This is a genomic window from Acinetobacter pollinis (assembly GCF_015627175.1).
GTDB lineage: Bacteria > Pseudomonadota > Gammaproteobacteria > Pseudomonadales > Moraxellaceae > Acinetobacter > Acinetobacter pollinis.
Genome location: NZ_VTDQ01000001.1, coordinates 109,419 through 131,895, shown reverse-complemented (window position 1 = coordinate 131,895; position 22,477 = coordinate 109,419). Strand labels below are relative to the sequence as shown.

General features: G+C 37.1%; 23 protein-coding genes. 12 read left to right on the top strand and 11 right to left on the bottom strand.

Translation table 11 applies throughout. From position 1 onward, the window contains the following. The first annotated feature begins 88 nt into the window (after positions 1 to 88). The 6 genes from I2F23_RS00670 to bioD all read left to right on the top strand — a co-directional run bounded on the left by I2F23_RS00670 (position 89) and on the right by bioD (position 5,559). Entirely contained in the window at positions 89 to 814 is a 726-nt protein-coding gene (locus I2F23_RS00670; protein WP_195770673.1) for an acid phosphatase, read from the top strand. A 109-nt stretch (positions 815 to 923) separates the two neighbouring features. Then, positions 924 to 1,643 carry an alpha/beta hydrolase family protein gene (locus tag I2F23_RS00665; protein WP_195770672.1) on the top strand — a complete coding sequence of 240 codons (720 nt, stop codon included), beginning with the start codon at positions 924 to 926 and terminating at the stop codon, positions 1,641 to 1,643. An 85-nt stretch (positions 1,644 to 1,728) separates the two neighbouring features. Continuing rightward, positions 1,729 to 3,006, top strand: a complete 1,278-nt coding sequence (gene bioA, locus I2F23_RS00660; protein ID WP_195770671.1) for an adenosylmethionine--8-amino-7-oxononanoate transaminase — start codon at positions 1,729 to 1,731, stop codon at positions 3,004 to 3,006. Further along, a complete protein-coding gene (locus I2F23_RS00655) occupies positions 3,006 to 4,154 on the top strand; it encodes an 8-amino-7-oxononanoate synthase (protein WP_195770670.1) in 1,149 nt (382 codons plus the stop codon). The genes bioA and I2F23_RS00655 overlap by 1 nt, the downstream gene beginning before the upstream one ends. After that, positions 4,151 to 4,918, top strand: coding sequence for a malonyl-ACP O-methyltransferase BioC (gene bioC, locus I2F23_RS00650; RefSeq protein WP_277095261.1), 768 nt, complete (start codon positions 4,151 to 4,153; stop codon positions 4,916 to 4,918). The genes I2F23_RS00655 and bioC overlap by 4 nt, the downstream gene beginning before the upstream one ends. Next, positions 4,918 to 5,559: a dethiobiotin synthase gene (gene bioD / locus I2F23_RS00645; RefSeq protein ID WP_195770669.1), complete on the top strand. Its 642-nt coding sequence runs from the start codon at positions 4,918 to 4,920 to the stop codon at positions 5,557 to 5,559. Before bioC ends, bioD begins: the two co-directional genes overlap by 1 nt. Positions 5,560 to 5,598: 39 nt before the next feature. Here bioD and rluB read toward each other — a convergent pair whose 3' ends face one another. The 4 genes from rluB to I2F23_RS00625 form a co-directional block, all read right to left on the bottom strand. Continuing rightward, positions 5,599 to 6,558 carry a 23S rRNA pseudouridine(2605) synthase RluB gene (rluB, locus tag I2F23_RS00640; RefSeq protein ID WP_407647975.1) on the bottom strand — a complete coding sequence of 320 codons (960 nt, stop codon included), beginning with the start codon at positions 6,556 to 6,558 and terminating at the stop codon, positions 5,599 to 5,601. Positions 6,559 to 6,599: 41 nt separating this feature from the next. After that, entirely contained in the window at positions 6,600 to 7,187 is a 588-nt protein-coding gene (gene scpB / locus I2F23_RS00635) for an SMC-Scp complex subunit ScpB (protein ID WP_195770668.1), read from the bottom strand. Beyond that, positions 7,184 to 7,975: a segregation and condensation protein A gene (locus tag I2F23_RS00630; RefSeq protein ID WP_195770667.1), complete on the bottom strand. Its 792-nt coding sequence runs from the start codon at positions 7,973 to 7,975 to the stop codon at positions 7,184 to 7,186. The genes scpB and I2F23_RS00630 overlap by 4 nt, the downstream gene beginning before the upstream one ends. A gap of 172 nt (positions 7,976 to 8,147) precedes the next feature. Then, positions 8,148 to 8,765, bottom strand: coding sequence for an L-threonylcarbamoyladenylate synthase (locus I2F23_RS00625; RefSeq protein WP_195770666.1), 618 nt, complete (start codon positions 8,763 to 8,765; stop codon positions 8,148 to 8,150). Between the two features lie 213 nt (positions 8,766 to 8,978). Here I2F23_RS00625 and I2F23_RS00620 point away from each other — a divergent pair, with 213 nt between their 5' ends. Next, on the top strand, positions 8,979 to 9,455 hold the full coding sequence (locus I2F23_RS00620; RefSeq protein ID WP_195770665.1) for a hypothetical protein: 477 nt from the start codon (positions 8,979 to 8,981) through the stop codon (positions 9,453 to 9,455). A gap of 39 nt (positions 9,456 to 9,494) precedes the next feature. On the opposite strand, the gene I2F23_RS00615 is transcribed toward I2F23_RS00620, so the two are convergent. Beyond that, on the bottom strand, positions 9,495 to 10,157 hold the full coding sequence (locus I2F23_RS00615) for an elongation factor P hydroxylase (protein WP_195770664.1): 663 nt from the start codon (positions 10,155 to 10,157) through the stop codon (positions 9,495 to 9,497). A 95-nt stretch (positions 10,158 to 10,252) separates the two neighbouring features. Between I2F23_RS00615 and I2F23_RS00610 the strand changes: the two genes are divergently transcribed. The 5 genes from I2F23_RS00610 (at position 10,253) to acpP (ending at position 13,261) form a co-directional block, all read left to right on the top strand. After that, a complete protein-coding gene (locus tag I2F23_RS00610) occupies positions 10,253 to 10,810 on the top strand; it encodes a YceD family protein (protein ID WP_195770663.1) in 558 nt (185 codons plus the stop codon). Positions 10,811 to 10,885: 75 nt separating this feature from the next. Then, positions 10,886 to 11,068: a 50S ribosomal protein L32 gene (gene rpmF, locus I2F23_RS00605; RefSeq protein WP_023273709.1), complete on the top strand. Its 183-nt coding sequence runs from the start codon at positions 10,886 to 10,888 to the stop codon at positions 11,066 to 11,068. Between the two features lie 149 nt (positions 11,069 to 11,217). After that, complete coding sequence (fabD, locus tag I2F23_RS00600) at positions 11,218 to 12,204, top strand: ACP S-malonyltransferase (RefSeq protein WP_195770662.1); 987 nt, start codon at positions 11,218 to 11,220, stop codon at positions 12,202 to 12,204. Continuing rightward, the gene (fabG, locus tag I2F23_RS00595) at positions 12,201 to 12,938 is read left to right on the top strand and encodes a 3-oxoacyl-ACP reductase FabG (protein WP_195770661.1); all 738 of its coding nucleotides are present in this window, start codon (positions 12,201 to 12,203) and stop codon (positions 12,936 to 12,938) included. Before fabD ends, fabG begins: the two co-directional genes overlap by 4 nt. An 86-nt stretch (positions 12,939 to 13,024) precedes the next feature. Beyond that, positions 13,025 to 13,261 (top strand): acyl carrier protein, encoded by a 237-nt coding sequence (gene acpP, locus I2F23_RS00590; protein ID WP_195770660.1) that lies wholly within the window; start codon positions 13,025 to 13,027, stop codon positions 13,259 to 13,261. Positions 13,262 to 13,301: 40 nt separating this feature from the next. Here the strand turns inward: acpP and I2F23_RS00585 are convergent, their stop codons facing one another. The 6 genes from I2F23_RS00585 to carB form a co-directional block, all read right to left on the bottom strand. Continuing rightward, positions 13,302 to 14,348, bottom strand: coding sequence for a fimbrial protein (locus tag I2F23_RS00585; RefSeq protein ID WP_195770659.1), 1,047 nt, complete (start codon positions 14,346 to 14,348; stop codon positions 13,302 to 13,304). Continuing rightward, on the bottom strand, positions 14,339 to 16,831 hold the full coding sequence (locus I2F23_RS00580; RefSeq protein WP_195770658.1) for a fimbria/pilus outer membrane usher protein: 2,493 nt from the start codon (positions 16,829 to 16,831) through the stop codon (positions 14,339 to 14,341). Before I2F23_RS00580 ends, I2F23_RS00585 begins: the two co-directional genes overlap by 10 nt. Positions 16,832 to 16,848: 17 nt before the next feature. Continuing rightward, positions 16,849 to 17,568, bottom strand: a complete 720-nt coding sequence (locus I2F23_RS00575) for a fimbrial biogenesis chaperone (protein WP_195770657.1) — start codon at positions 17,566 to 17,568, stop codon at positions 16,849 to 16,851. 7 nt (positions 17,569 to 17,575) lie between these two features. Further along, positions 17,576 to 18,112 carry a fimbrial protein gene (locus tag I2F23_RS00570; protein ID WP_195770656.1) on the bottom strand — a complete coding sequence of 179 codons (537 nt, stop codon included), beginning with the start codon at positions 18,110 to 18,112 and terminating at the stop codon, positions 17,576 to 17,578. 563 nt (positions 18,113 to 18,675) lie between these two features. After that, positions 18,676 to 19,152: a transcription elongation factor GreA gene (gene greA, locus I2F23_RS00565; RefSeq protein ID WP_195770655.1), complete on the bottom strand. Its 477-nt coding sequence runs from the start codon at positions 19,150 to 19,152 to the stop codon at positions 18,676 to 18,678. A gap of 87 nt (positions 19,153 to 19,239) precedes the next feature. Beyond that, on the bottom strand, positions 19,240 to 22,473 hold the full coding sequence (gene carB, locus I2F23_RS00560) for a carbamoyl-phosphate synthase large subunit (RefSeq protein WP_195770654.1): 3,234 nt from the start codon (positions 22,471 to 22,473) through the stop codon (positions 19,240 to 19,242). Positions 22,474 to 22,477 lie beyond the last annotated feature (4 nt).

Genomic DNA, 22,477 nt, shown 5'->3' with positions numbered 1-22,477 from the left:
TTTATTTTCATCAAACTTTTGTCATTTTTTTGTCAAAAACATCACGTATTGTGTGTTCGACAAAATAGCGACTTTAAGAAAAGAACGTATGAAAACTAAAACACTTCTTTGTAGTATTATGGCATGTATGAGCTTCTCAACTTTTGCTCTTGCAGACACATCTTCCAGCTCTTTTTTACAACCAGATCAAGCACCAGATAGCTTAGCAATTATTCCACCGCCACCTTCATACAATAGTGTCGATTTTTTACGTGACAAAGCTGCTTATGACCAAGCACGAAGTATGATAGGCACTGAACGTTGGAAGCAAGCTGCAGATGATGCAGATTTATCCGATGCGAATATTGGTAAACCGTTTTCTGAAGCCTTTGGCGTAGAAATTTCACCAACCAATACGCCAATTACGTATGACATCTTAAAAAAATTACGTACCGACAGTGGTAGCTATGCAACAAAAGCAGCAAAAGAGCACTACATGCGTTTACGCCCGTTTGTATTCTTTGGTTCACATTCATGTACACCAAATGATGAAGCAGTATTAAGTAAAAATGGATCTTATCCATCGGGTCACACAACTATTGGTTGGTCTAGTGCGTTAATTTTGGCTGAAATTCGTCCTGAGCGTCAGAATGAAATTTTAAAACGTGGCTATGAGTTTGGGCAAAGTCGTGTAATCTGTGGTGTACATTGGCAAAGCGATGTAGATGCTGGACGTATTACAGGATCGGCAGAGGTTGCGCGTTTACATGCAGATAAAAACTTTATGAAAACATTAGAAGAAGCAAAACGTGAAATCCAAAAGAAAGTAAAGTAACTAGCGTTTTTTATAGAAGAGCCCTTAAAGAATCTATTCTTAGGGGCTTTTTTTTATTTCTGATCGGATTAAACTAGCGATGATCAGGTTTAAAGTGTAATCATTCTGAATGAAAACAGCATTAATCATTAGTGGTTGGGGAGTAACTAAGAATTTACTTAGTCCGTTGGCTAAGCAGTTGGAAACGATAGGATATCAGGCCAGTATAGTCGATATATTCGATCCATTCGACGTAAACACAATTCAAAGCATTTATGATTTAGCATGTAAATCAGAGGTTTTGATTGGATGGTCATTGGGAGGGCAACTGGCAACATGGCTTGCATTAGAAATATTGGAAAAAGAGAATATCTGTAAGCCTGTTATTTGTCTTGCTTCTAACCCAAGTTTTGTACGCCGTGAGAACTGGGAGCATGCAATGCCAATGAATGATTTTGACTCATTTAGAAATGGCTATAATGCAAATGAGAAAGCCACATTAAAACAATTTTATTTGAATATTTGCCGTGGTGAAGAACAATTAAAACAACATTGGCAGTTTATATTAAAACATGTAGATTCACTATCCACTGATCATTTAAAAATGGGCTTGCAACTACTTGCATCTTTAAATTTAGTCCATAATTTAAAAGATTCTCCGCTTGATATCCATTATATATTTGGTCAGGAAGATACGTTAGTTCCCTACCAAGTTATAGCAGATATTGAAAAAATATCTACTGAATCTATGGTAACGACAATACTACCGAACGTGAGTCATGCATTTCCTATCTTTCATGTAAAAGAAACTTTGCATGCTATTCAAAAATTCTTATCTTCTCTAGCATAATTGTGAAAATTTGAAGTATCTAGCAATAGTTTTTCAAATTAAAAGAAATTAGTATGCCATGATCTTGTAAAAAAAAGGTGCTCGGATGACAGACCAATTTGATAAAACACATTTATGGCATCCATATACATCTATGCTTAACCCTTTACCCACTTTTAAGGTGAAATGTGCTTATGGCTCTACAATAGAGTTAGAAGATGGTCGCACTATGATTGATGGGATGTCTTCTTGGTGGTGTACCATTCATGGTTATAATCATCCAGCATTAAATCAAGCAGTTAAAGACCAACTGGATAAAATGTCGCATGTGATGTTTGGTGGTTTAACACATGAACCTGCGATCGAACTTGGTAAGTTATTACTGCAAATTACACCCCCCACGCTTGATAAAATTTTCTATGCAGATTCTGGCTCTGTATCTGTTGAAGTCGCACTTAAAATGGCTGTTCAATATTGGACAGCGCAAGGGAAGCACCAAAAAACCAACTTTGTCACCACTCGCTCAGGCTATCATGGCGATACATGGAATGCGATGTCGGTATGTGACCCTGTGACAGGGATGCATCAAGTCTTTGGCAGTTGTTTGCCGATTCGATATTTCGTACCTGCACCACAAAGTCCATATGGTGGGGCTTGGATTAAAGAAGATACTCAGGCATTGGCAGATACTTTGGCAACACATCATGAAAATATTGCTGCCATGATTATTGAGCCGATTGTACAAGGTGCTGGAGGTATGCGTTTTTACCACCCTGAATATTTGCGTCAAGCCAAAGCATTATGCGAAAAATATAATGTACTTATGATTTTTGATGAAATTGCTACAGGTTTTGGACGAACAGGAAAAATGTTTGCTTGGGAGCATGCCAGTATCGAGCCTGATATTATGTGTATTGGTAAAGGGCTGACAGGTGGGTATATGACACTTGCTGCAACACTTACAAATACACATGTTGCAGAGGTTATCTCCTCAGGTGAGGCAGGTGTATTTATGCATGGGCCTACATTTATGGCAAACCCTTTGGCATGTGCGGTTGCATTAAAGAGTACTCAACTCCTTGTAAATCAAGATTGGCAAAACAATATTCAACGTATCGAATCTACTTTACTTCAGCATTTACAGCCGTTAAATGATCTAGATACTGTTGAAAATATACGTGTTTTGGGTGCAATTGGCGTTGTTGAAATGAAAAATGCAGTGAACATGGCTGTTTTACAAGATGAGTTTGTCCGCCGTGGTATCTGGGTTCGTCCATTTGGTCGCTTGGTGTATGTGATGCCACCTTACATTATTACGGATGATGAATTGGCATTTTTATTAACGCAACTTGGTGAAGTCATACAGAGTCGGATGAGTGTCTAATGTCTATTTTAAAACATTACGAAGAAAAATTAGATATATTAAAATTATCAGGAAATTTTAGACAGTTTACTGCTAATCAGCAAAATGACCATTGGATTACTATTCAAAATAAGACCATGCTGAATCTGTCTTCAAATGATTATTTAGGGCTTGCTTCAAAGAAGCATTTGGCTGAACAGTTTCTAGATGAAAAATCTTACTATTTTAGTTCCTCCTCCTCACGATTACTTACAGGTAATTTTGAAGAATATACATTATGTGAAAAAACACTTTCTGATGCATTTTTAGGAAGATCTGCGCTATTGTTTAATAGTGGCTACCACATGAATATTGGCATTTTACCTGCACTTGCAGACAATCGAACGCTGATTTTGGCAGATAAGTTGGTTCATGCAAGTATTATTGATGGTATACGTTTAAGTCAAAGTAAATACCTCAGGTATAGACATAATGATCTCGAGCATTTATCACAACTGATTGCAAAACATCATGATGATTTAGAGATTGATCGGATTATTGTCGTCACTGAAAGTATTTTTAGTATGGATGGCGATGAAGCAGATTTAATACAGCTTGTAAAACTGAAAAAACAATTTCCAAAAGTAATGTTATATGTAGATGAAGCACATGCCATTGGTGTGCGTGGTCATTCAGGTTTAGGCTGTGCACAGCAGTATCAAGTCATTCCAGAAATAGACTTTTTGGTTGGAACTTTTGGTAAGGCAGTAGCGTCTGTGGGTGGATACTTAATTTGTGAACCAGTTATTCGTGATTATTTAATTAATACAATGCGACCACTTATTTTTAGCACAGCATTACCCCCAATTAATATTGCTTGGACAACTTTCATGTTTAAGCAAATACAAACATTGCAAAAAGAACGCCGTACACTTGCCGAATTAAGCAGCTATTTACAATCAGAGATCATTCAAAAAGGTTATAGTAGTCCATCTACAAGCCATTTGATCCTCATTATTATTGGTGAGAGTGAGGCGGCAGTTACTCAAGCTAAAGTTATGCAAGAACATGGTTTTTATATTATGCCTGTAAGACCACCGACCGTACCAAAAAATAGTGCGAGACTGAGAGTATCGTTAACTGCCTCAATACCACAATTTGAAATTGAGCGATTGGTAAACATATTGTGAGTATTTCTAAGCAGCAAGTACAGCAACGTTTTTCACGTGCCAAAGACAGTTATACGCAACATGCGACAGCTCAGGATGAGATTTGTGCGCATTTGGCACATTTAATTCAAGCCCATGTCTCTAAAGAAATACCACAAATTTTTGAAGTGGGTTGCGGTTCGGGAATGCTGACACACAGATTGCTTCATAGTTTAAGTGTTGATCGTTATGTGGTAAATGATATTTATCCCGAGATACAAAGCTTCTTTCAAACATTTTCAAATATAGAGTTTTGTGTTGGTGATGCAGAAACAATTGAATTTCCAAAACAAAATCATCTTGTTGTATCTAGTTCAGCATTACAGTGGATGCATGATTTACCTAAAGTATTCCAAAAAATCTATGATGCTTTATTACCTCAAAGTTGGTTTATTTTTTCAATTTTTGGCCCAGATAATTTAAAAGAAATTAAAGCATTAACAGGGCAGGGTTTAGCGTATTTATCTGCGAATCATTTAAAGCAACAGTTAAGAAATACTGGTTTTGATGTTTTGCATATGGAAGAAGCCAAGATAATGTTGGATTTTCCAAAGCCTTTATCTGTATTAAAGCACCTTAAGGCCACAGGCGTAACAGCCAATACCACTGGTTTTATTTGGACAAAAAACACTTTAAAACAATTTGATGCCGACTATACCGAGCAATTTAGCTATATTGGCTTAGATCATACAAAATATTATCCATTGACATATCATCCTATTTATATCGTTGCTCGGAGAGTCTAATGCACCATACAGTTTATTTTATTAGTGGTATAGATACCGAAGTTGGGAAAACATATGCAACAGGTTATTTGGCAAAAAAGTATTTAGAAAATGGCCAATGTGTTATTACACAAAAATTAATTCAAACAGGAAATAAAGAATACTCTGAAGATATTTTAAAACATCGAGAAATTATGGGAATTCCCCTTTTTGAAGAAGATCATCAAAAAATCACCATGCCTGAAATTTTTAGTTATCCTGCATCGCCACACTTGTCTGCGAAATTAGATGGTCGTTCGATTGATTTTAAAAAAATAGAAAATGCGACACATGAGTTGGTAAAAAAGTTTGATGTTGTACTTTTAGAAGGAGCAGGTGGTTTAATGGTTCCGCTTACAGATGAATTATTAACCATTGATTATATTAAGAAAAAAGAATTCCCAGTTATATTGGTGACTTCTGGTCGTTTGGGCAGTATCAATCATACTTTACTAAGTTTAGAAGCACTACAGCAAAGAAATATAAAGCTACATGCTATTGCATACAACCTAAATGATGAATCTGAAGATCAGACCATTTCAATAGAAACACAACGCTATTTAAAACAATATGTTCAAAAAAATTTTCCAGCTGCATTATGGTTTGATATACCAAAAATTTAAATCATAAAAAAGCCTCATTTCTGAGGCTTTTTATATAAACTAACGTTGTGAATCACGTTTTTTGAAAGAAGGTTTTTTGGTTACATTGAATGGTTTCTTTGGGCGCTCTGATGAGCTTGCCGGTTTGCCATTTGTTGTAGGTGTTTCACCTTCATCTCTACGTTGTTGACGTAAATAGCCACCACGACGTGCAGCCATTGGTTTTTCTGTCATACGGTCGGCACGACGCTTTGCAAGGCCAAATAATCCAGTACCTTGACGTGGTTTCAACTCTACCAATTTTGTTAAAGTGTCGATATCGTGTTTATCGAGTTCCGTCCAACGCCCTGTACGTAGTTCTCTTGGTAAAATGACGGAGCCATAGCGAGTACGTAGTAAACGACTTACTTTTAATTCTTGAGATTCAAAGAGGCGACGTACTTCGCGATTACGTCCTTCTTTTACAACTACTTGATACCAACGGTTGATTCCTTCACCACCTAAATCAGAGATAGACTCGAATTTTGCAGGCCCATCCTCAAGCTCTACACCTTTAATTAAGGTCTGGCGCATTTGTGGTGTTAAGTCACCCATAACACGCACAGCATATTCACGCTCAACCTCATTTGAAGGATGCATAAGTCGGTTTGCAAGTTCACCATCATTTGTAAACAACAGTAAACCAGTACTGTTAATGTCTAGACGACCCACCATAACCCAACGGTCATTTGCAATTTGAGGAAGATTATCAAATACAGTCGGTCTTTGTTCTGGATCATTGCGAGAGCAAATTTCACCTTCTGGTTTGTAGTATACGAGCACACGACGACGGATTTCTTCTTCAAGTTGAAATTGTACCTTACGGCCATCAATACGAAGTTCATCACCAAACTCGATACGCTCGCCAACTTGAGCGACCTTACCATTTACACTTACACGGCCAGCAGCAATAACTTCTTCCATGTAACGGCGAGACCCTAAACCAACACGGGCAAGAACTTTTTGTAACTTTTCACTCATAACAGTAAACCTTAGAATTAATCAAGCAACAGTCCACCTATTCACGACTTTGGGGTATTGGCATCCAGTGTCATGAAAGCTTCCTTGGTATCCTGTAGGGGAGGCAGTTGATCTAAAGCAGATAGACCAAAAGCATTTAAAAATTGTGGGGTGGTGACTAACAAAGCTGGTCTTCCTGGAAGTTCACGAAAACCAGATTCTTTAATCCAACCCAAATCAAATAAGTTTCTTAATATTTGACTATTATTTGTTACACCACGTATTTGTTCGATATCTGCACGTGTAACGGGTTGATGGTATGCAACCACAGCAATGGTTTCAAGAAGTGATGAAGACAGCTTTACAGGACGTTCAGGCCAGACCTGTGAAATAATACTACTATATTTTGCGCGAACCTGAAAACGAAATCCTTGTGCTGTTTCAATTAACTCTATGGAACGACCATGCTGCAAAAGTGCCAATTGTTTTAATAAATCTTTGAGTTGCGCTGAAGTGTATTTCTGCTGAAAAGCTTCTTTTAAGCGTGCGATTGATACAGGGGAATCACTTGCAAAGATGATTGCTTCTAATTGCATGAGTGCTTCATGACGTTGTTCATCTTCGCTGATGATATGAGTATGAAGGGTCATGCACGAACTCCCTGAATAGTAAGAGGGCTATCTTCTCCATTTGATACAATATTCAGTTTATTTTGGCGTGTTAATTCTAAAATCGCCATAAATGTAACTACCATGCCTATTTTACCTTGGCGTGGTTCAATGAGTGTATTAAATGTAAAAGATTTTCCTGTACTTAAACAATCCTCAATATAGGCAATACGCTCTTCAAGTTGAACGGGTTCCTTTTCAATTTGATGTGTGACAGGTTCAGGCCGATTAAAAATACACATGAGAGCATGTTTTAATGATTCTGCTTCATAACCTTCATAAGTATGCTCGGAACGCTGTACAGATACATAAGTAGAAAAAGTATCACGATCTAAAATATTCAATTGATTCAGTTGTTCAGCACTATTCTTAATGCGTAAATAGGTTTCTAGTTTTTGAATTAATTGCTGTTTAGGATCTTTTTCTATACTTAATGTTTTAGGTTTAGGTAATAAAAGACGGGATTTTAAGTCTGCTAATAAGGCAGCCATAACCATATAGTCTGCTGTCAATTCTATGTTCATTGACTTCATTGTATGCATGTACGATAAGTATTGTGTTGCAATTGGCGCGATATCAAGTTGCAATAAGTCAAAGCCATTTTTTTGAATGAGATAAATCAGAAAATCGAGCGGGCCTTCGAAATGGTCTAAAAGAATTTCAAAGGCTGAAGGTGGAATATATAGATCTTCAGGAATCGCTTCTTGCCATTCATCCATAACACGGATGTTTTTAGAAGTGTCCATTGAAGTAAAAATGGAAGAGTTCATTCAGTATTAGGCCACGCGAATTTTCAAAGGCATGATAGTATCTAACAAAAGCATCGTTAGATAGTTAGAACGCTATTCTAGCTGAATTCACTACGTTAATAAATTAAAAAAATGAAAAATATTAATTTGTTGGCATAGAAGCTATTTCGTTACACCAATTTCAATATGAGCTTTACTCAAATGCACTTACATCTGCAAACCCATGACGAATAACACTTGGTTGGTCTCCAGAGAGGTCTACAATACTCGTTACATGAAGAGTACCAAATCCACTATCAATAAAAACATCTACTCTTTTTTCTAGTTGTACTTCAATTTCATATGGATCATCTAGAGGATGTTCATGGTTTGGTAAAATTAGTGTACTGGTCAGTAGAGGTTCACCTAATTCTTTGAGGAGCATCTGACAAATGGTATTTTCAGGCACACGTAAACCAATTGTTTTCTTTTTTGGATGCATGAGTCTTCTAGGGACTTCACTAGTTGCAGGTAAAATAAATGTGATCGTCGATGGGGTATGCGACTTTAATAGACGGTAGGTTGCATTGTTTACCTTTGCAAAATTTGCTAAATGTGATAAATCACTACATAAAATGGTGTACTGATGCTTATCATCATGTTGACGAATTTGAGCAATTCTTTCCATTGCTGATTTATTACCAATTTGGCAACCAATTGCATACGCAGTGTCAGTTGGATAGATAATTACTTCGCCGTTACGAATTCTTTCCACGGCTTGTTGAATGAGTCTTGGCTGTGGATTGTCGGGATGAACTCTTAAGTGAAGCATTGAGCGACTCCAAATTTTTTCTTGTATTGAATGGCGGTATTATGGCGTCTATATATAGACTTTACCAATAAATTTTTTATTGTCTTACAATATGTATTTTTGATAAATAAATCACAATTAATAATTAATTTGTTAAATTTGTATTTAAATTGTCTAAAATATAGATGAATTTCATATTATGTATTAATATAATGTTTTTCAAAAGTTATCGTTGTGGAATTAAGTAAGACGTTTATTGCTGTTGGTGGTTTAATTGTTGCGGGTTTAGTTTGGGGGAATAATCTTTATTTTCATTACTCTATGGAAAGTGGATATAGAGACTCATTAAAAGCGATCCCATCCACAAAAATAAATAAAACATTTCATGATAATCTGGTAGGACAGGTTGAGCGCAAAATGGGCTATCCAGAAATTTTTTTTAATATTGGTTTGGATCATTTAAACGATGACTTTTTTCCTAAAACATTGCATGATGAGTTGGAAAAGATGTTATGCGATTTTACCCAATTGCCTCTAGGTTTAAATATAGAAAATAAGCGTGTGATGAAGTCTCGATTAACTGTGATTGAGAAAGATAAAGTAACGGTTCATTTGAATGTTTATAACCAATATAAAGAGGTTCTATTTAAAGAAACTAAAGTACTTAAAGGATGTTCAGAGTTTCAAGCACTGAAGAAAAAATATCAATAATAGTAATAGAGGTATCTGTATTTTATAGATATCCAAACTTTAATCTAGCTCACTACGTTGAAATTCGTTCAGTTGAATAAATTGTCCATCACGTGTGACGTGGCAAATATAATAAATAAAATATGCAGCATCTTTAGGTAGAGAAGCTTCTCCTAAAAAGAAAGCGTAAACTTGCTCAAAAACACGATCTTTAAAATCCTTACTGTCACCTGGATTGCCCGTGAGGTTATCAAGCGATACACGGAATTTTCGACCAAATGCTTTTGCAAATAACCATTCAATGGCTTGTGGTTTAATTTCGACTTGTTCGAACAATTTTTGCTGTTCTTGTGTTCGACCATCGGGCGCATACCAATAACCTAAATCTGGAAGTTTTCTTCTTTTTTGACCAGCAATACTCCAGTGACTAATTTCATGTAAGGCACTATTAAAAAACCCATGTGCAAATTGTATGCGTGCAGGGGTTTGATTTTGCGCTGGAAAATACTCAGGTTCATCTTCGCCTTTAATTAGTTTGACATTATGGTGGGAAAACCAATGATTAAAGTGTAAAATAAGCCAATCCACTTGTGATTCTTCACTCGTTAAGGTATGCCAAGGCGACAGCTTTATGTGCGGTACTGGTAGGCAAGAGTCCAAGGTGGTTAGGGTGTGGACAAGTAATGACGAATGAGTCTTAGGTTGCTCTAGCAACGATTGCATGACTTAATTTACCCGATAGTTCTGTCTTAAAGTGGGAAATTGTATCTTAAACTTTGACAGAGTTCAGATGAATTTGTAGAATTGCCGCCTTAATTATGTCAGCAAATACCTTTCCGGCACAAATTGAGCCGTTTAAATGGGCTGAACAGGGCTTTACATGGTCAGGAAATCTGCCCCTGTCTCGCTTTGCTCGAATTGCTCGTGAAGCCATTGGACCAGTTGATCATCAACAGGTTCAAATAAACTGTAAGCTATCAATGGACGCATATTTACGTCTAGTGTGGTTGGATGTACAGGTAGAGACCAAAGTGCCTCTAGAGTGCCAGCGTTGCTTAGGTACTGTGGAAGAACCTTTAGTTTCTGACGTGCATCTAGCGCTAGTGGAAGATGAGTCACTGATAGAGCGCTTGGATGAGGATGCTGATTTCGTCGTTCTAGGTGAAAATGAATCATCAACAAAGGGGTCATTTGACCAACCTGCTGTTGTTGATTTGCTTGCACTGATAGAAGACGAATTGTTATTGTTGTTGCCTTTGTCTCCTAAGCATATTGCTTGTGAGCATAAGCATCAACCTACCGAGCAGGACATTGTCGAAGAAAAACGGGATAATCCGTTTGATGTATTGGCAAGTTTGAAGGGTAAACTTAACTAAAAAGTATGTTATACTTAGAAGTTAAGACAACTATTTTGTTCTGATCCATTTTTTCGTTTTTTGTAAGGAGCCATCATGGCCGTTCAGCAAAACCGTAAAAGTCGCTCTCGTCGTGACATGCGCCGTTCACATGACGCTTTAACCGAGAATGCATTAACTGTAGACCAAGCTACTGGTGAGACTCACCGTCGTCACCACGTAACTAAAGACGGTTTCTACCGTGGTCGTCAATTATTCGCTAAAGCAAGTGCTGAATAATTGAAGCTATTAGGCATTTGTCTAATAAAAAAGGGAGCGTTAGCTCCTTTTTTATTGCGTGAAATGTTGTATTTGGCAATTAAAAAGCATAAAAAATAATGATAGATTGCACGTCTTAACTTCAAAAGAAGATAAAAAAGGATTCTTATATGTCTGCTAAACGACTTGAGCAAGCTGCTCAAGCAGAAAGAACGGCATTTGTTTTTCCTGGGCAAGGGTCTCAAAAAGTGGGTATGCTTGCTGAAATTGCTGAGCAATTTAGTGAAGTACGTGAAACATTTGCTGAAGCGTCAGATGCTGTTGGTTTGGATTTGTGGAATATTACACAAACCGGTGAAGGATTGAACCAAACGCAAAATACGCAGCCTGTTTTACTTACAGCAAGTATTGCATTGTGGCGTGTTTGGCTTTCTCTTGGTGGAATTGCACCTAAGTTCCTTGCAGGACATTCATTAGGTGAATATAGTGCTCTAGTTGCAGGGAATGCGTTAACTTTGTCAGATGCTGTGAAATTAGTTCATCTGCGTGGACAGTTGATGCAAAATGCAGTGCCTCAAGGTCAAGGTGCGATGGCAGCTATTTTGGGTTTGGCAGATGAACAAGTATTAGAATTATGTCAGCAAGCCTCACAGACAGGTCACGGTAGTGTTGAAGCTGCAAATTATAATACCAAGGGGCAAGTGGTTATTGCTGGTACTGCAAGCTTGGTTGAACAAGTAATGGCAACTGTAAAAGCACAAAGTGGTAAAGCAATTGCGTTACCTGTGTCAGTACCATCACATTGCTCTTTAATGAAGCCTGCTGCCGAACAGTTTGCAGAAGCTTTGGAACAAACTGCCATTGAGTTACCACAGATTCCTGTAATACAGAATGTGAATGCAGCTGCGGCTGAAAATGTTACTCAATTGCGTCAAGCTTTAACAGAGCAGCTCTATAGGTCTGTTCAGTGGACAAATACAATTCAGCTTTTACAGAATAATAACATCGATTTTATTGTAGAGTGTGGTCCTGGTAATGTGCTGAGCAATATGGCGAAGCGTTTACCAAATATTGAAAAAACATTTGCACTTGATACTCAGTCTCGTATGGAAGATGCCCTAAACGCAATTTTAGTGGCGGAAGGAAAAATTGCATGACTCAAGAACAACGTAAAATTGCTTTAGTAACTGGCGCAAGCCGTGGTATTGGTGCTGCAATTGCTGCACAACTTATAAAAGATGGTTTTTTTGTTGTTGGTACAGCAACATCGGAAGCTGGCGCTGAAAAACTTACTGCACAGTTTGCAGAAAGTGGTGTGGGTGCAGTATTAGACGTGCGTGATGCAAGTGCAATTGATGCGCTTATCACTCATATTGAAAAAGAATATGGTTCAGTACTGGTGCTCGTAAATAATGCGGGGATTACACGTGATAATCTTTTATTACGTATGAGTGAAGATGATTGGGATGACATTTTAAATATTCATTTAAAAGCTGTTTATCGCTTATCTAAACGTGTTTTAAAGGGTATGACACGTGCTCGCTTTGGCCGAATTATCAATATTAGTTCTGTGGTTGCACATTTTGCAAATCCGGGCCAAGCAAACTATTCTGCTGCAAAAGCAGGTATTGAGGCATTTAGCCGTAGTTTGGCTAAGGAAATGGGTAGCCGTCAAATTACTGTAAATAGTGTTGCACCTGGCTTCATTGCAACAGAAATGACAGATCAATTAAGCGAAGAAATTCGTAAAAAGATGACTGAACAAGTCGCTTTAGCGCGTCTAGGTGAACCTCAAGACATTGCTGATGCGGTCAGTTTTTTAGCTAGTGAAAAATCTAGTTACATTACAGGTACGGTTTTACATGTAAATGGTGGTTTATACATGGCTTAATGCTGTGCTAATAAACTTTCAATCTTTGTTTTATTCCATTAAACTAACGGCATTTAAAACGCCATAAGCAGTGAGGAGAATTTCCTGTGAGCGATATCGAACAACGTGTTAAAGAAGCAGTTGCAGAACAACTAGGTATGCGTGCTGAAGAAATCAAAAACGAAGCATCTTTCACAGATGACTTAGGTGCTGATTCTTTAGACTTAGTTGAACTTGTTATGTCTTTTGAAAATGATTTCGACATCACTATTCCTGATGAAGATTCAAATGAATTGACAACTGTTCAATCAGCAATTGATTACGTTACTAAAAAATTAGGATAATTCCTATTTTTTAAAAAAGCCACGAATTTCGTGGCTTTTTTTATTTATAGTTAATGGTAATTGTTGCAAGCCCTTGTACCTGACCGGGTTTAATCTGCTCTTGAGTCTGTATATAGCGTGCTTTTAATTGCATTTCATAAGTCTGTGTATCATTTGATACGATAGATCCAATTGTATAGTTATAATTATTTCGAATAGCTTCGTTATTGTTGCTCCATAGAAGTTGTAAGTCGACACCTGAAGCAGGTGAGTTGTTTGACGTATTTTTTATTGCTTGAGTATTATATGCAGAGGCTGTGTAATTGAAGTTCACTCCAATCTGATTTTGTTCATTATAGGAAGTTACATTATCTCCTCCATTGCATAATATATTAACTTGAAAGTTTTGTTCGCCTTGAGTTGAGCCGATTCCATTAAAACTAGAGCGAATTGCATCGGCAAGCTTAACCGTTGTATTACTATTTGTAATCAGACAAGAAGAAGATGCAATGGTAATTCCATTAAGAGGTAAGTCAGCTGTAAGGTAAGGTATATTCCTATTATTAGCCATATAATACAGTGCATAACGCCCAGAGTTCAAACTTCCCGATTCAACATCATTTTCAGTTTTAATAATTTCAATTTTGAGTAAGCGAGTTTTGTCTAGCGAATAGTTATAACCAAAAAATGAAATATAATAAAAAGATGCATCTATAGATGTACTAAAAGGGAAGTTTTTTTGTACACCATCTTCTATTAAAGAAATTCTAATTCCGATGCCTCGTAAATTGGTGGAGTAGATATTATTACCCAAATTGCTTATAGGACGGCGTTGTGAAAGCTCACCTTGATTTACAAATGAGTTTCTATAAAAGTTACAAAATAAATAACTTCCATTTGGAGAGATAGTATAAGTTTGTTCTTTAAGTACTTGACCAATAGCATCTGAAGGTTTTGCAACAATCCGACCTAAAGCAATATTTTGGCGTATAGTTTGAACTGTTATGTTACTTAGCCAGTCATAAGGTCCACAAGCTGCATAAGCTTGATTTATAAAGCTGGTGAATAGTATAAAAGTAAAATATTGAATATAACGAATTATTGACATGGCGACTCAACCATAAACATATTCAGATGACTATTTTCTAGCTGATGCTTTAATGTGTAATGTACATTACATTGATCTGTTTCTTTTTCACCCCATTTAATTTTAATAGTATCTTCGGGTAAAGGGGTGCGTATATAAATGAGACTACCTTGGGCAACCATTCCAGCAACCTCACCTTTAGTGTTATAGGCTTGTGCAGCGAAAGGTAAGGGCTGACCATTTGGCATTTTACTGTGAATATAAACAGCATAGCCTTTTTGAGTAGAGAAAATAATTTTAGTAATAGAGCCTGCATATGGTGCAATTCTATAACTGGTTTCTTTCAGCTCTACATTATTTGACGTATTTTCAGGATTAATATAAATATCATTGAGTCGATAAGGATTTAGATAGGGGATAAGAGCATATCCTGACTTATTCACTAGTATGTTTGGGTTGCTATTAATTTTGGCGCCTGTTGCATCAGGGGCATATACAATGCCCATAGTCTGTCCTTGCTCAGGACTAAATAATATGCCATGTGGATGTACGACGACATTTCCACTTAACCCGAGCATTGCCTGTTTATAGCTATCAGATTGCGTATAACTTGAACCTATTGTTGTCAGATCACTTTTATAATTCCCAGTGACTGTATAACTTTTTTGGTTAAAAAGTTTTGCTAATGTCGCACTATAATTTAGCTGATCAGTGATGTTTCCATTCAAACCAAGTGTTTGACTGTCTTCAGAAAAGCTAGCATTGGTATTGACTGTATATCGATTAAATCGAATTGGGAATGCAAAAGTTAATAGGTATTCTGTATTGTGCCCAAGTTTTTGATTTGCATACTGTAATTGTTGGCTAGTCACTGAAAGGGCATAATTTATACCTTTATAACTATTGTTATATCCAAACTGATATTCTTTATTGGACTGGCGGCTCCCTGAATAGTTTGTCCATAAGCCTGTTAAATAAAAACTTCCAAACTGCTGTGGCAATATTTGATTGATATTAATTTGAAACTGGTTTCTTTGGCTTCCAAGGGTATTTGGGTTTTGCTCTATAAAATATTGAGCATAATCTTTGAATGAAATGGCATCTTTTAGTGTGAAGTAATTGCCATGTAATTGTTGTGATGCCGACAGAGAGAGCTGTGTATTTGTTGGCTCCATAAGTCGATTATAAGTAATATTAAGTAATTCACCAGAAATAGATTTGTTTACTAGCTCATTTGAGTTGTGTGTTAGATCGACAGAGAAAGCACCTAGCTTTGTAGATAAAGCAGTACCTAAATTTATTGCGTAGAATTTTTTGGAAACTTGTAGGCCACCCGAAGTTGTAAGGTAATTATTTACCCCATATTGTAAAAGACCCTGAGAAAATACCGGTTGGGTATTTAAAGATTTTTCTCTAACTTGACCAATGGTAAAAGAAAACTTCTTTCTTTTTGGTCTTAGCATTTGTACTGAGGCAGAATAAGGAACGGAAAATCTTTGGGTATATCCATCAGATTCTAAAATTGAAACATCTAAAGTACCACCAAATCCGGTAGGGTAAAGGTCATTAATTTCAAATGCACCAGGGGAAACAATCGTTTGATAAATGAGTTGTCCACGTTGTCTTACTTCTACCTTTGCATTTGTTTTAGCAACACCATGAATTTGCGGTGCATATCCTAGCATACTGTTGGGAAGCATACGTTCATCGCTAGAGAGGTCTAGCCCTCTATAACCAATCGAATTGAATAAATTCCCTGAAGTAAAGCTATCGCCTATAGTGAATATACTTTGATATTTGGGTATAGCTCTTTGTAAATAAGTATTAATGGGAGTGTAAAGCGTATTCTTATCATTACTCCATTGCCATTGACCATTATGCCGCAGTTGCCATTCATCCAAATTTACGCCTGCAGACAAGCTAATAAAAGCATTAGTCTTTTGAGTTTGTTGAGTTAAATTATTTTTTATTTGGTATGCATTCGCATTGTATGAAAGAAAGCCAGCATTAATCCCATGATCCCATGTATTGGGGTCTACATAATCACGAGCTTTTGTTTGCATTGCAATCTGTGGAATAAAAATATCTAGACGTTGAATCGATGTGTCAAAGTCGTAATATGCATTAGGAATCCATTCAGACAATGCAGCACATTGGTGAGATTTTTTATCGTTAATTAAATGTTCTAAGGCAGCATATTTAACATGGTAATTAAGGAGTGTATTTAAAGTAAAGCAAGTTGTTGCATTACTTTGTTTTATTGTAGAGGTAAAATCAAAATTCTGTTTTCCTACCCATTTATTATTTACATAAACATCTAGGTTATATGTTCCAGGTAAAATAGGATTGGTATATTTAAATCGAGATATATCAATATTTTTCTTTGTATTCCCCATCAGAAAATTAGTATCAAAATCTGCTTCTTGTGGTAGGTTTTGACTATATACCGAGGTATTAAGTACAAATATTCCAAGTATAATAAAACTAATTTTCTGATTAAGCATAATAGGGAATAAAGATATTAAAACTTAACGTCTTGTTCTGTATGACTACCATAATCATTGATAGTGCTAAAACGAAGTTGTGAAAGTTGTTTAGGATTATCAACACTGTATTCAGAGTATGGTGAAATTAATACTCCTTGAGGTGCTAAATCTAGCTTTCTATTCTCTTTAGAGAAAATAGAGGTAATCGTAATATAAAAGGGGGTTGGGTTTTTGATCGAAATTTTATTGCCTTCATGTGACCAGCTCAATTTCTTTGGAGCATCATTGACATTGTCTTTAATGGATGAAGGACGGTAGATAAATTTAATACGAGATCGGATAGCGAGCTGTAAAAAATTACTTTTTTCTTCCGCCGTTTGTGATGCTGGCTTAGGTGGAATATCAAGAACATTTAACCAAAACAAAGATTCTTGCTGTTGATTCAGTTGATTGCTATTTGGTAAGGCGAGAATACGTAGGGTTTGACTTTTCTGCGGATCGATACGTGCTATCGGTGGAGTAATCACAAAAGGTAGCTGAATCTCATCAGGCGTACTGTTGGGATTGCCATTATCAAGCCAAGATTGAATAAGTGATGGTTGAGCACCTTCATTACTGATTTGTAAGGTTGTTTCCTTACTCTCAGAAGGGAATATAATTCGAGTACCATGCAGAATCACTTCTGCATGGTTGTTCATACTTACCATAGCAGTAAGTATGAAGATAGTTTGCGATAATAGATTTCTAATACGCATTATTATATTATTGATAAATAATAGTATATTGAACACTTGTAGATACATTACCCGATGTTACACCACCAGATTTTGTAAAGTATTCTGCATAGTAATTCAGGTCAGTTTGCCCACCTTGTTCAACGGAAACCCATTGAGAGTTAGTTTGAGCACTTGTTTTGTCTGTTGCAGTAACAGGAATTACTTGGTTATTACTACCTAAAAGCTGTACTTGAACGTTTGTTGCAGCATTGTCTGTACTGGTGTTATTTAAACGACCAGTAAGATAGTCTACAGTTGGACCTGGTTCAAAATATGTTGCAATGTTACCAGCACTCTTACATTGACTTAAACTAATTTGGAAAGGTGTACGGCCTGCTGTACTGCCTGCTGTTTGAAGTGTTTGCTGAGAAATTGTTGGTAGTGTAACACTTACAGTCTCAGTCGAAATTTTACATGTATTGTCTAGGATCTTACCCGTAATATTAATAGTACCGTCGGCAGCATATGTTGTAACTGTTGTGAACAAGCCTAACGTGAGTGATAAAAGAACCGATTTCTTCATTTTAGTGACCTAATTGTCTTGGGGCTAATAAAACAGAACTGTGACACGAGTCACATTCTAGATGTGTTTAACAAAAACTACAAGATTTAATTAAAAATTATACAGGTTATTTCGTAAACATTACAGAAAATAACTTTGATTAATTAATAATAAGTCACCGTAACGACATTATTTGAAGTACTTTCAGAAACTATTTTCTTACTGGTAACTTTTTCGCTTGCGTTAATATTTTTCGTCGATAAGCATTCATTTTTATTTTCCTTTAATTTTATATTGCATGAATATTCGATAATATTTCCTGCAATATTGATTGTATTTGCTGGGAGTGGTGTAACAGTTATAATTTGACATATTAGATATAATATTAGGTACTTCATTATTATTACTCTTTAAAGAGCTTATAGTTATTTGATAACAGATATATCGTTTTGCGTATATCATGATTAAGATCATTTATTTTACTATAGTGTAAAATATGTTTTTTATATTTATAGTTGGATGATTATATTGTTGCGGGGAATGGTGGGCATTAAAATAATCGTATATAATAATGCCCGAGTTATTTAGAGGTAGGCGACTTTTACAATCTCATACTCAACCTCTCCTTGAGGTGTTGTAATCTTAGCTTCATCACCCTCATGTTTACCTAAAAGACCACGAGCAATGGGTGAGTTCACAGAAATTTTATTAATTTTAAAATCTGCTTCATCATCACCAACAATTTTATATGTTTTTTGCTCTTCAGTATCTAGGTTCTCAATGGTTACGGTAACACCAAACACAACACGACCATTCTTTTCTAGCTCTGTCACGTCAATGACTTGAGATGCTCCAAGTTTTGCTTCGATATCCTGAATACGGCCTTCGCAGAAACCTTGTTGTTCGCGTGCTGCATGATACTCAGCATTTTCTTTTAAATCACCATGTTCACGTGCTTCAGCAATCGCTTGAATAATACGTGGGCGTTCAACAGTTTTCAGCTGTTGCAGCTCTTTTTCTAACGCAGTTTTGCCTTCAGGAGTCATAGGGTAACGTTGCATGTCGTCCCTCCAAAATAAAAATATATAGGTCTAAAAAATAAAAAGCCCCGCCACCGAGTAGGTGACGGGACCTTTCGGTAATGCGGATTAACTAGTAACGGTTAAATCTTGCAAACGATATACATCCATTGGTAATTTTACGGCAAACGCTTGGCAAACAGCCTCAGCGCCGCTAATTGTTGTGGTGTAATACACTTTACCTTGTAATGCAGCACGACGGATAGCAGCAGAGTCAAATTGCGCTTGTTTACCTTCTGTTGTATTAACAATAAGGTGTATTTCGCCATTTTTCAAGCGGTCAACGATATGAGGACGACCTTCAGTCACTTTATTGACACGTTCACATTCAAAACCAGCGTCGGTGATTACTTTGTGTGTACCACCCGTTGCAACTAGCTTAAAGCCATAATCAGCAAACTGTTTTGCAATGGTTAGAACATCTTTTTTATCAGATTCACGAACAGATAAGAATGCATATTTTGTTTCATTTTCTGTAGGTAAACCTGGTAGGCGTTCATTTGAACCTAAAACAGCTTTATAGAATGCTTCACCAAATGTTTCGCCAACACCCATAACTTCACCTGTAGATTTCATCTCAGGCCCAAGCATAGGATCTACACCTTGGAATTTCGCAAATGGGAAAACAGCTTCTTTTACTGCAAAACGCTCAGGAATAATTTCTTTGGTAAAGTTTTGGTCAGCTAAAGAGCGTCCTGCCATACAGCGTGCAGCAACTTTAGCAAGGGAGTCACCAATACATTTAGAAACAAAAGGTACTGTTCTTGATGCACGTGGGTTAACTTCAAGCACGTAAACATCATTTCCTTTGACCGCAAACTGTACGTTCATTAAACCAATTACACCAAGCTCTTTTGCCATAGCGATGGTTTGACGACGCATCTCATCTTGAATTTCTTTAGATAAAGAATACGGTGGAATCGAACATGCAGAGTCACCTGAGTGAATACCTGCTTCTTCGATGTGTTGCATAATACCGCCAATGACTACATTTTTGCCATCAGAGACGCAATCAACATCAACCTCAATGGCTGAGTTTAAAAAGTGGTCAAGCAGTACAGGGGAATCGTTAGATGCTTGAACAGCCTCACGAAGGTAGCGTTTGAGCTCATCTTCATTGTATACAATTTCCATTGCGCGGCCACCAAGTACATAAGATGGACGAACAACCAATGGATAGCCTACTTTTGATGCTTCAGAGATACCTTCTTCAGCAGATTTTACAATGCTGTTGTTCGGTTGGCGTAGTTGTAGACGCTGAATCATTTGTTGGAAACGTTCACGGTCTTCTGCACGGTCAATTGCATCCGGAGATGTACCAATAATTGGTGTGCCTGCTTCTTCAAGTGCACGTGCCAATTTTAGAGGTGTTTGTCCACCATATTGTACGATCACACCCTTTGGTTTTTCAGTACGAATGATCTCTAAAACATCTTCAAGTGTAATTGGTTCGAAGTATAAGCGATCTGAAGTATCGTAGTCGGTTGAAACAGTTTCAGGGTTACAGTTAACCATGATTGTTTCATAACCATCTTCACGCATTGCAAGCGCAGCATGTACACAGCAGTAATCGAACTCAATACCTTGTCCAATACGGTTTGGTCCACCGCCAATCACCATTATTTTTTGGCGATCAGATGGATTTGCTTCGCATTCTTCATCATAAGTTGAATACATGTACGCAGTACTTGACTCAAACTCTGCAGCGCATGTATCTACACGTTTATAAACAGGGTAGATACCTAAATTCCAGCGTTGCTTACGGAATTGCTTTTGTGAAATACCCATTAAGTTTGCAATACGTAAGTCAGATAGGCCTTTACGTTTGAATGAACGGATATTTTCAGCAGTTAAATCACCAAAACCAAGTGATTTAATGTGATCTTCAGTTTTAATAATATCTTCGATTTGGATAAGGAACCAACGATCAATTTTGGTTGCTTCAAAGATATCATCTAATGTGAAACCTTGACGGAATGCGTCTGCAACATACCAAATACGTTCAGGGCCTGGAACTTTAAGTTCAAGCATGATTTTTTCTTTGGCATTTGGTGTTGTCGCTTCAATTTTTTCGTCGAAACCGCATGCACCCACTTCAAGACCACGAAGCGCTTTTTGTAACGACTCTTGGAAGTTACGACCAATAGCCATGACTTCACCCACAGATTTCATTTGTGTGGTAAGTACAGGCTCTGCTTGTGGGAATTTCTCGAAGTTAAAGCGAGGAATTTTAGTTACAACATAGTCAATCGATGGTTCGAATGATGCTGGTGTAATGCCACCTGTAATATCATTTTTGAGTTCATCGAGTGTATAACCAACTGCAAGTTTTGCGGCAATTTTAGCAATAGGGAAGCCTGTTGCTTTTGATGCAAGTGCAGATGAACGTGATACACGTGGGTTCATTTCAATAACAACCATACGGCCGTCTTTTGGATTTATACCAAATTGAACGTTTGAACCACCTGTTTCAACACCAATTTCACGTAATACAGCAACTGATGCATTACGCATAAGTTGGTATTCTTTATCTGTAAGGGTCTGTGCAGGTGCAACAGTGATAGAGTCACCAGTGTGCACACCCATTGGATCGAAGTTTTCAATTGAGCAGACAATGATACAGTTATCATTTTTGTCACGCACAACTTCCATTTCATATTCTTTCCAACCGATAAGTGACTCATCGATAAGAAGTTGGTGTGTTGGAGAAAGTTCGAAACCGCGTTCACAGATTTCTAAGAATTCTTCTCGGTTATAGGCAATACCACCGCCAGAACCGCCCATTGTAAATGATGGACGAATAATGACGGGAAAACCGAAACGCGATTGAATTTCTAATGCTTCAGGCATAGATTCGGCAACAGCAGCGCGAGGGCACTCTAAGCCAATTTTTTTCATTGCCTGATCAAAAAGTTTACGATCTTCAGCTTTTTCAATGGCGTCTTTTGAAGCACCAATTAGCTCAACATCGTATTTTTTTAAAATACCGTGTTTATCTAAATCTAATGCACAGTTTAACGCAGTCTGACCACCCATCGTTGGTAAAACTGCATCAGGGCGCTCTTTTTCAATGATACGTTCTACAGTTTGCCAAGTAATTGGTTCGATGTATGTTGCATCTGCCATTGATGGGTCTGTCATAATGGTTGCAGGGTTTGAGTTCACTAAGATAACTCGATAACCCTCTTCACGTAATGCTTTACATGCTTGCGCACCTGAGTAGTCAAACTCACATGCTTGACCAATGACAATAGGACCTGCACCAATAATTAAGATGCTTTTAATATCCGTACGTTTAGGCATTATT

Bases quoted from the DNA above. Each gene is read 5' to 3' on its own strand.
- I2F23_RS00670 (WP_195770673.1), top strand. From the start codon at position 89: ATGAAAACTAAAACACTTCTTTGTAGTATTATGGCATGTATGAGCTTC.
- I2F23_RS00665 (WP_195770672.1), top strand. From the start codon at position 924: ATGAAAACAGCATTAATCATTAGTGGTTGGGGAGTAACTAAGAATTTA.
- bioA (WP_195770671.1), top strand. From the start codon at position 1,729: ATGACAGACCAATTTGATAAAACACATTTATGGCATCCATATACATCT.
- I2F23_RS00655 (WP_195770670.1), top strand. From the start codon at position 3,006: ATGTCTATTTTAAAACATTACGAAGAAAAATTAGATATATTAAAATTA.
- bioD (WP_195770669.1), top strand. From the start codon at position 4,918: ATGCACCATACAGTTTATTTTATTAGTGGTATAGATACCGAAGTTGGG.
- rluB (WP_407647975.1), bottom strand. From the start codon at position 6,558: ATGAGTGAAAAGTTACAAAAAGTTCTTGCCCGTGTTGGTTTAGGGTCT.
- scpB (WP_195770668.1), bottom strand. From the start codon at position 7,187: ATGACCCTTCATACTCATATCATCAGCGAAGATGAACAACGTCATGAA.
- I2F23_RS00630 (WP_195770667.1), bottom strand. From the start codon at position 7,975: ATGAACTCTTCCATTTTTACTTCAATGGACACTTCTAAAAACATCCGT.
- I2F23_RS00625 (WP_195770666.1), bottom strand. From the start codon at position 8,765: ATGCTTCACTTAAGAGTTCATCCCGACAATCCACAGCCAAGACTCATT.
- I2F23_RS00615 (WP_195770664.1), bottom strand. From the start codon at position 10,157: ATGCAATCGTTGCTAGAGCAACCTAAGACTCATTCGTCATTACTTGTC.
- I2F23_RS00610 (WP_195770663.1), top strand. From the start codon at position 10,253: ATGTCAGCAAATACCTTTCCGGCACAAATTGAGCCGTTTAAATGGGCT.
- rpmF (WP_023273709.1), top strand. From the start codon at position 10,886: ATGGCCGTTCAGCAAAACCGTAAAAGTCGCTCTCGTCGTGACATGCGC.
- fabD (WP_195770662.1), top strand. From the start codon at position 11,218: ATGTCTGCTAAACGACTTGAGCAAGCTGCTCAAGCAGAAAGAACGGCA.
- fabG (WP_195770661.1), top strand. From the start codon at position 12,201: ATGACTCAAGAACAACGTAAAATTGCTTTAGTAACTGGCGCAAGCCGT.
- I2F23_RS00585 (WP_195770659.1), bottom strand. From the start codon at position 14,348: ATGTCAATAATTCGTTATATTCAATATTTTACTTTTATACTATTCACC.
- I2F23_RS00580 (WP_195770658.1), bottom strand. From the start codon at position 16,831: ATGCTTAATCAGAAAATTAGTTTTATTATACTTGGAATATTTGTACTT.
- I2F23_RS00575 (WP_195770657.1), bottom strand. From the start codon at position 17,568: ATGCGTATTAGAAATCTATTATCGCAAACTATCTTCATACTTACTGCT.
- I2F23_RS00570 (WP_195770656.1), bottom strand. From the start codon at position 18,112: ATGAAGAAATCGGTTCTTTTATCACTCACGTTAGGCTTGTTCACAACA.
- greA (WP_195770655.1), bottom strand. From the start codon at position 19,152: ATGCAACGTTACCCTATGACTCCTGAAGGCAAAACTGCGTTAGAAAAA.
- carB (WP_195770654.1), bottom strand. From the start codon at position 22,473: ATGCCTAAACGTACGGATATTAAAAGCATCTTAATTATTGGTGCAGGT.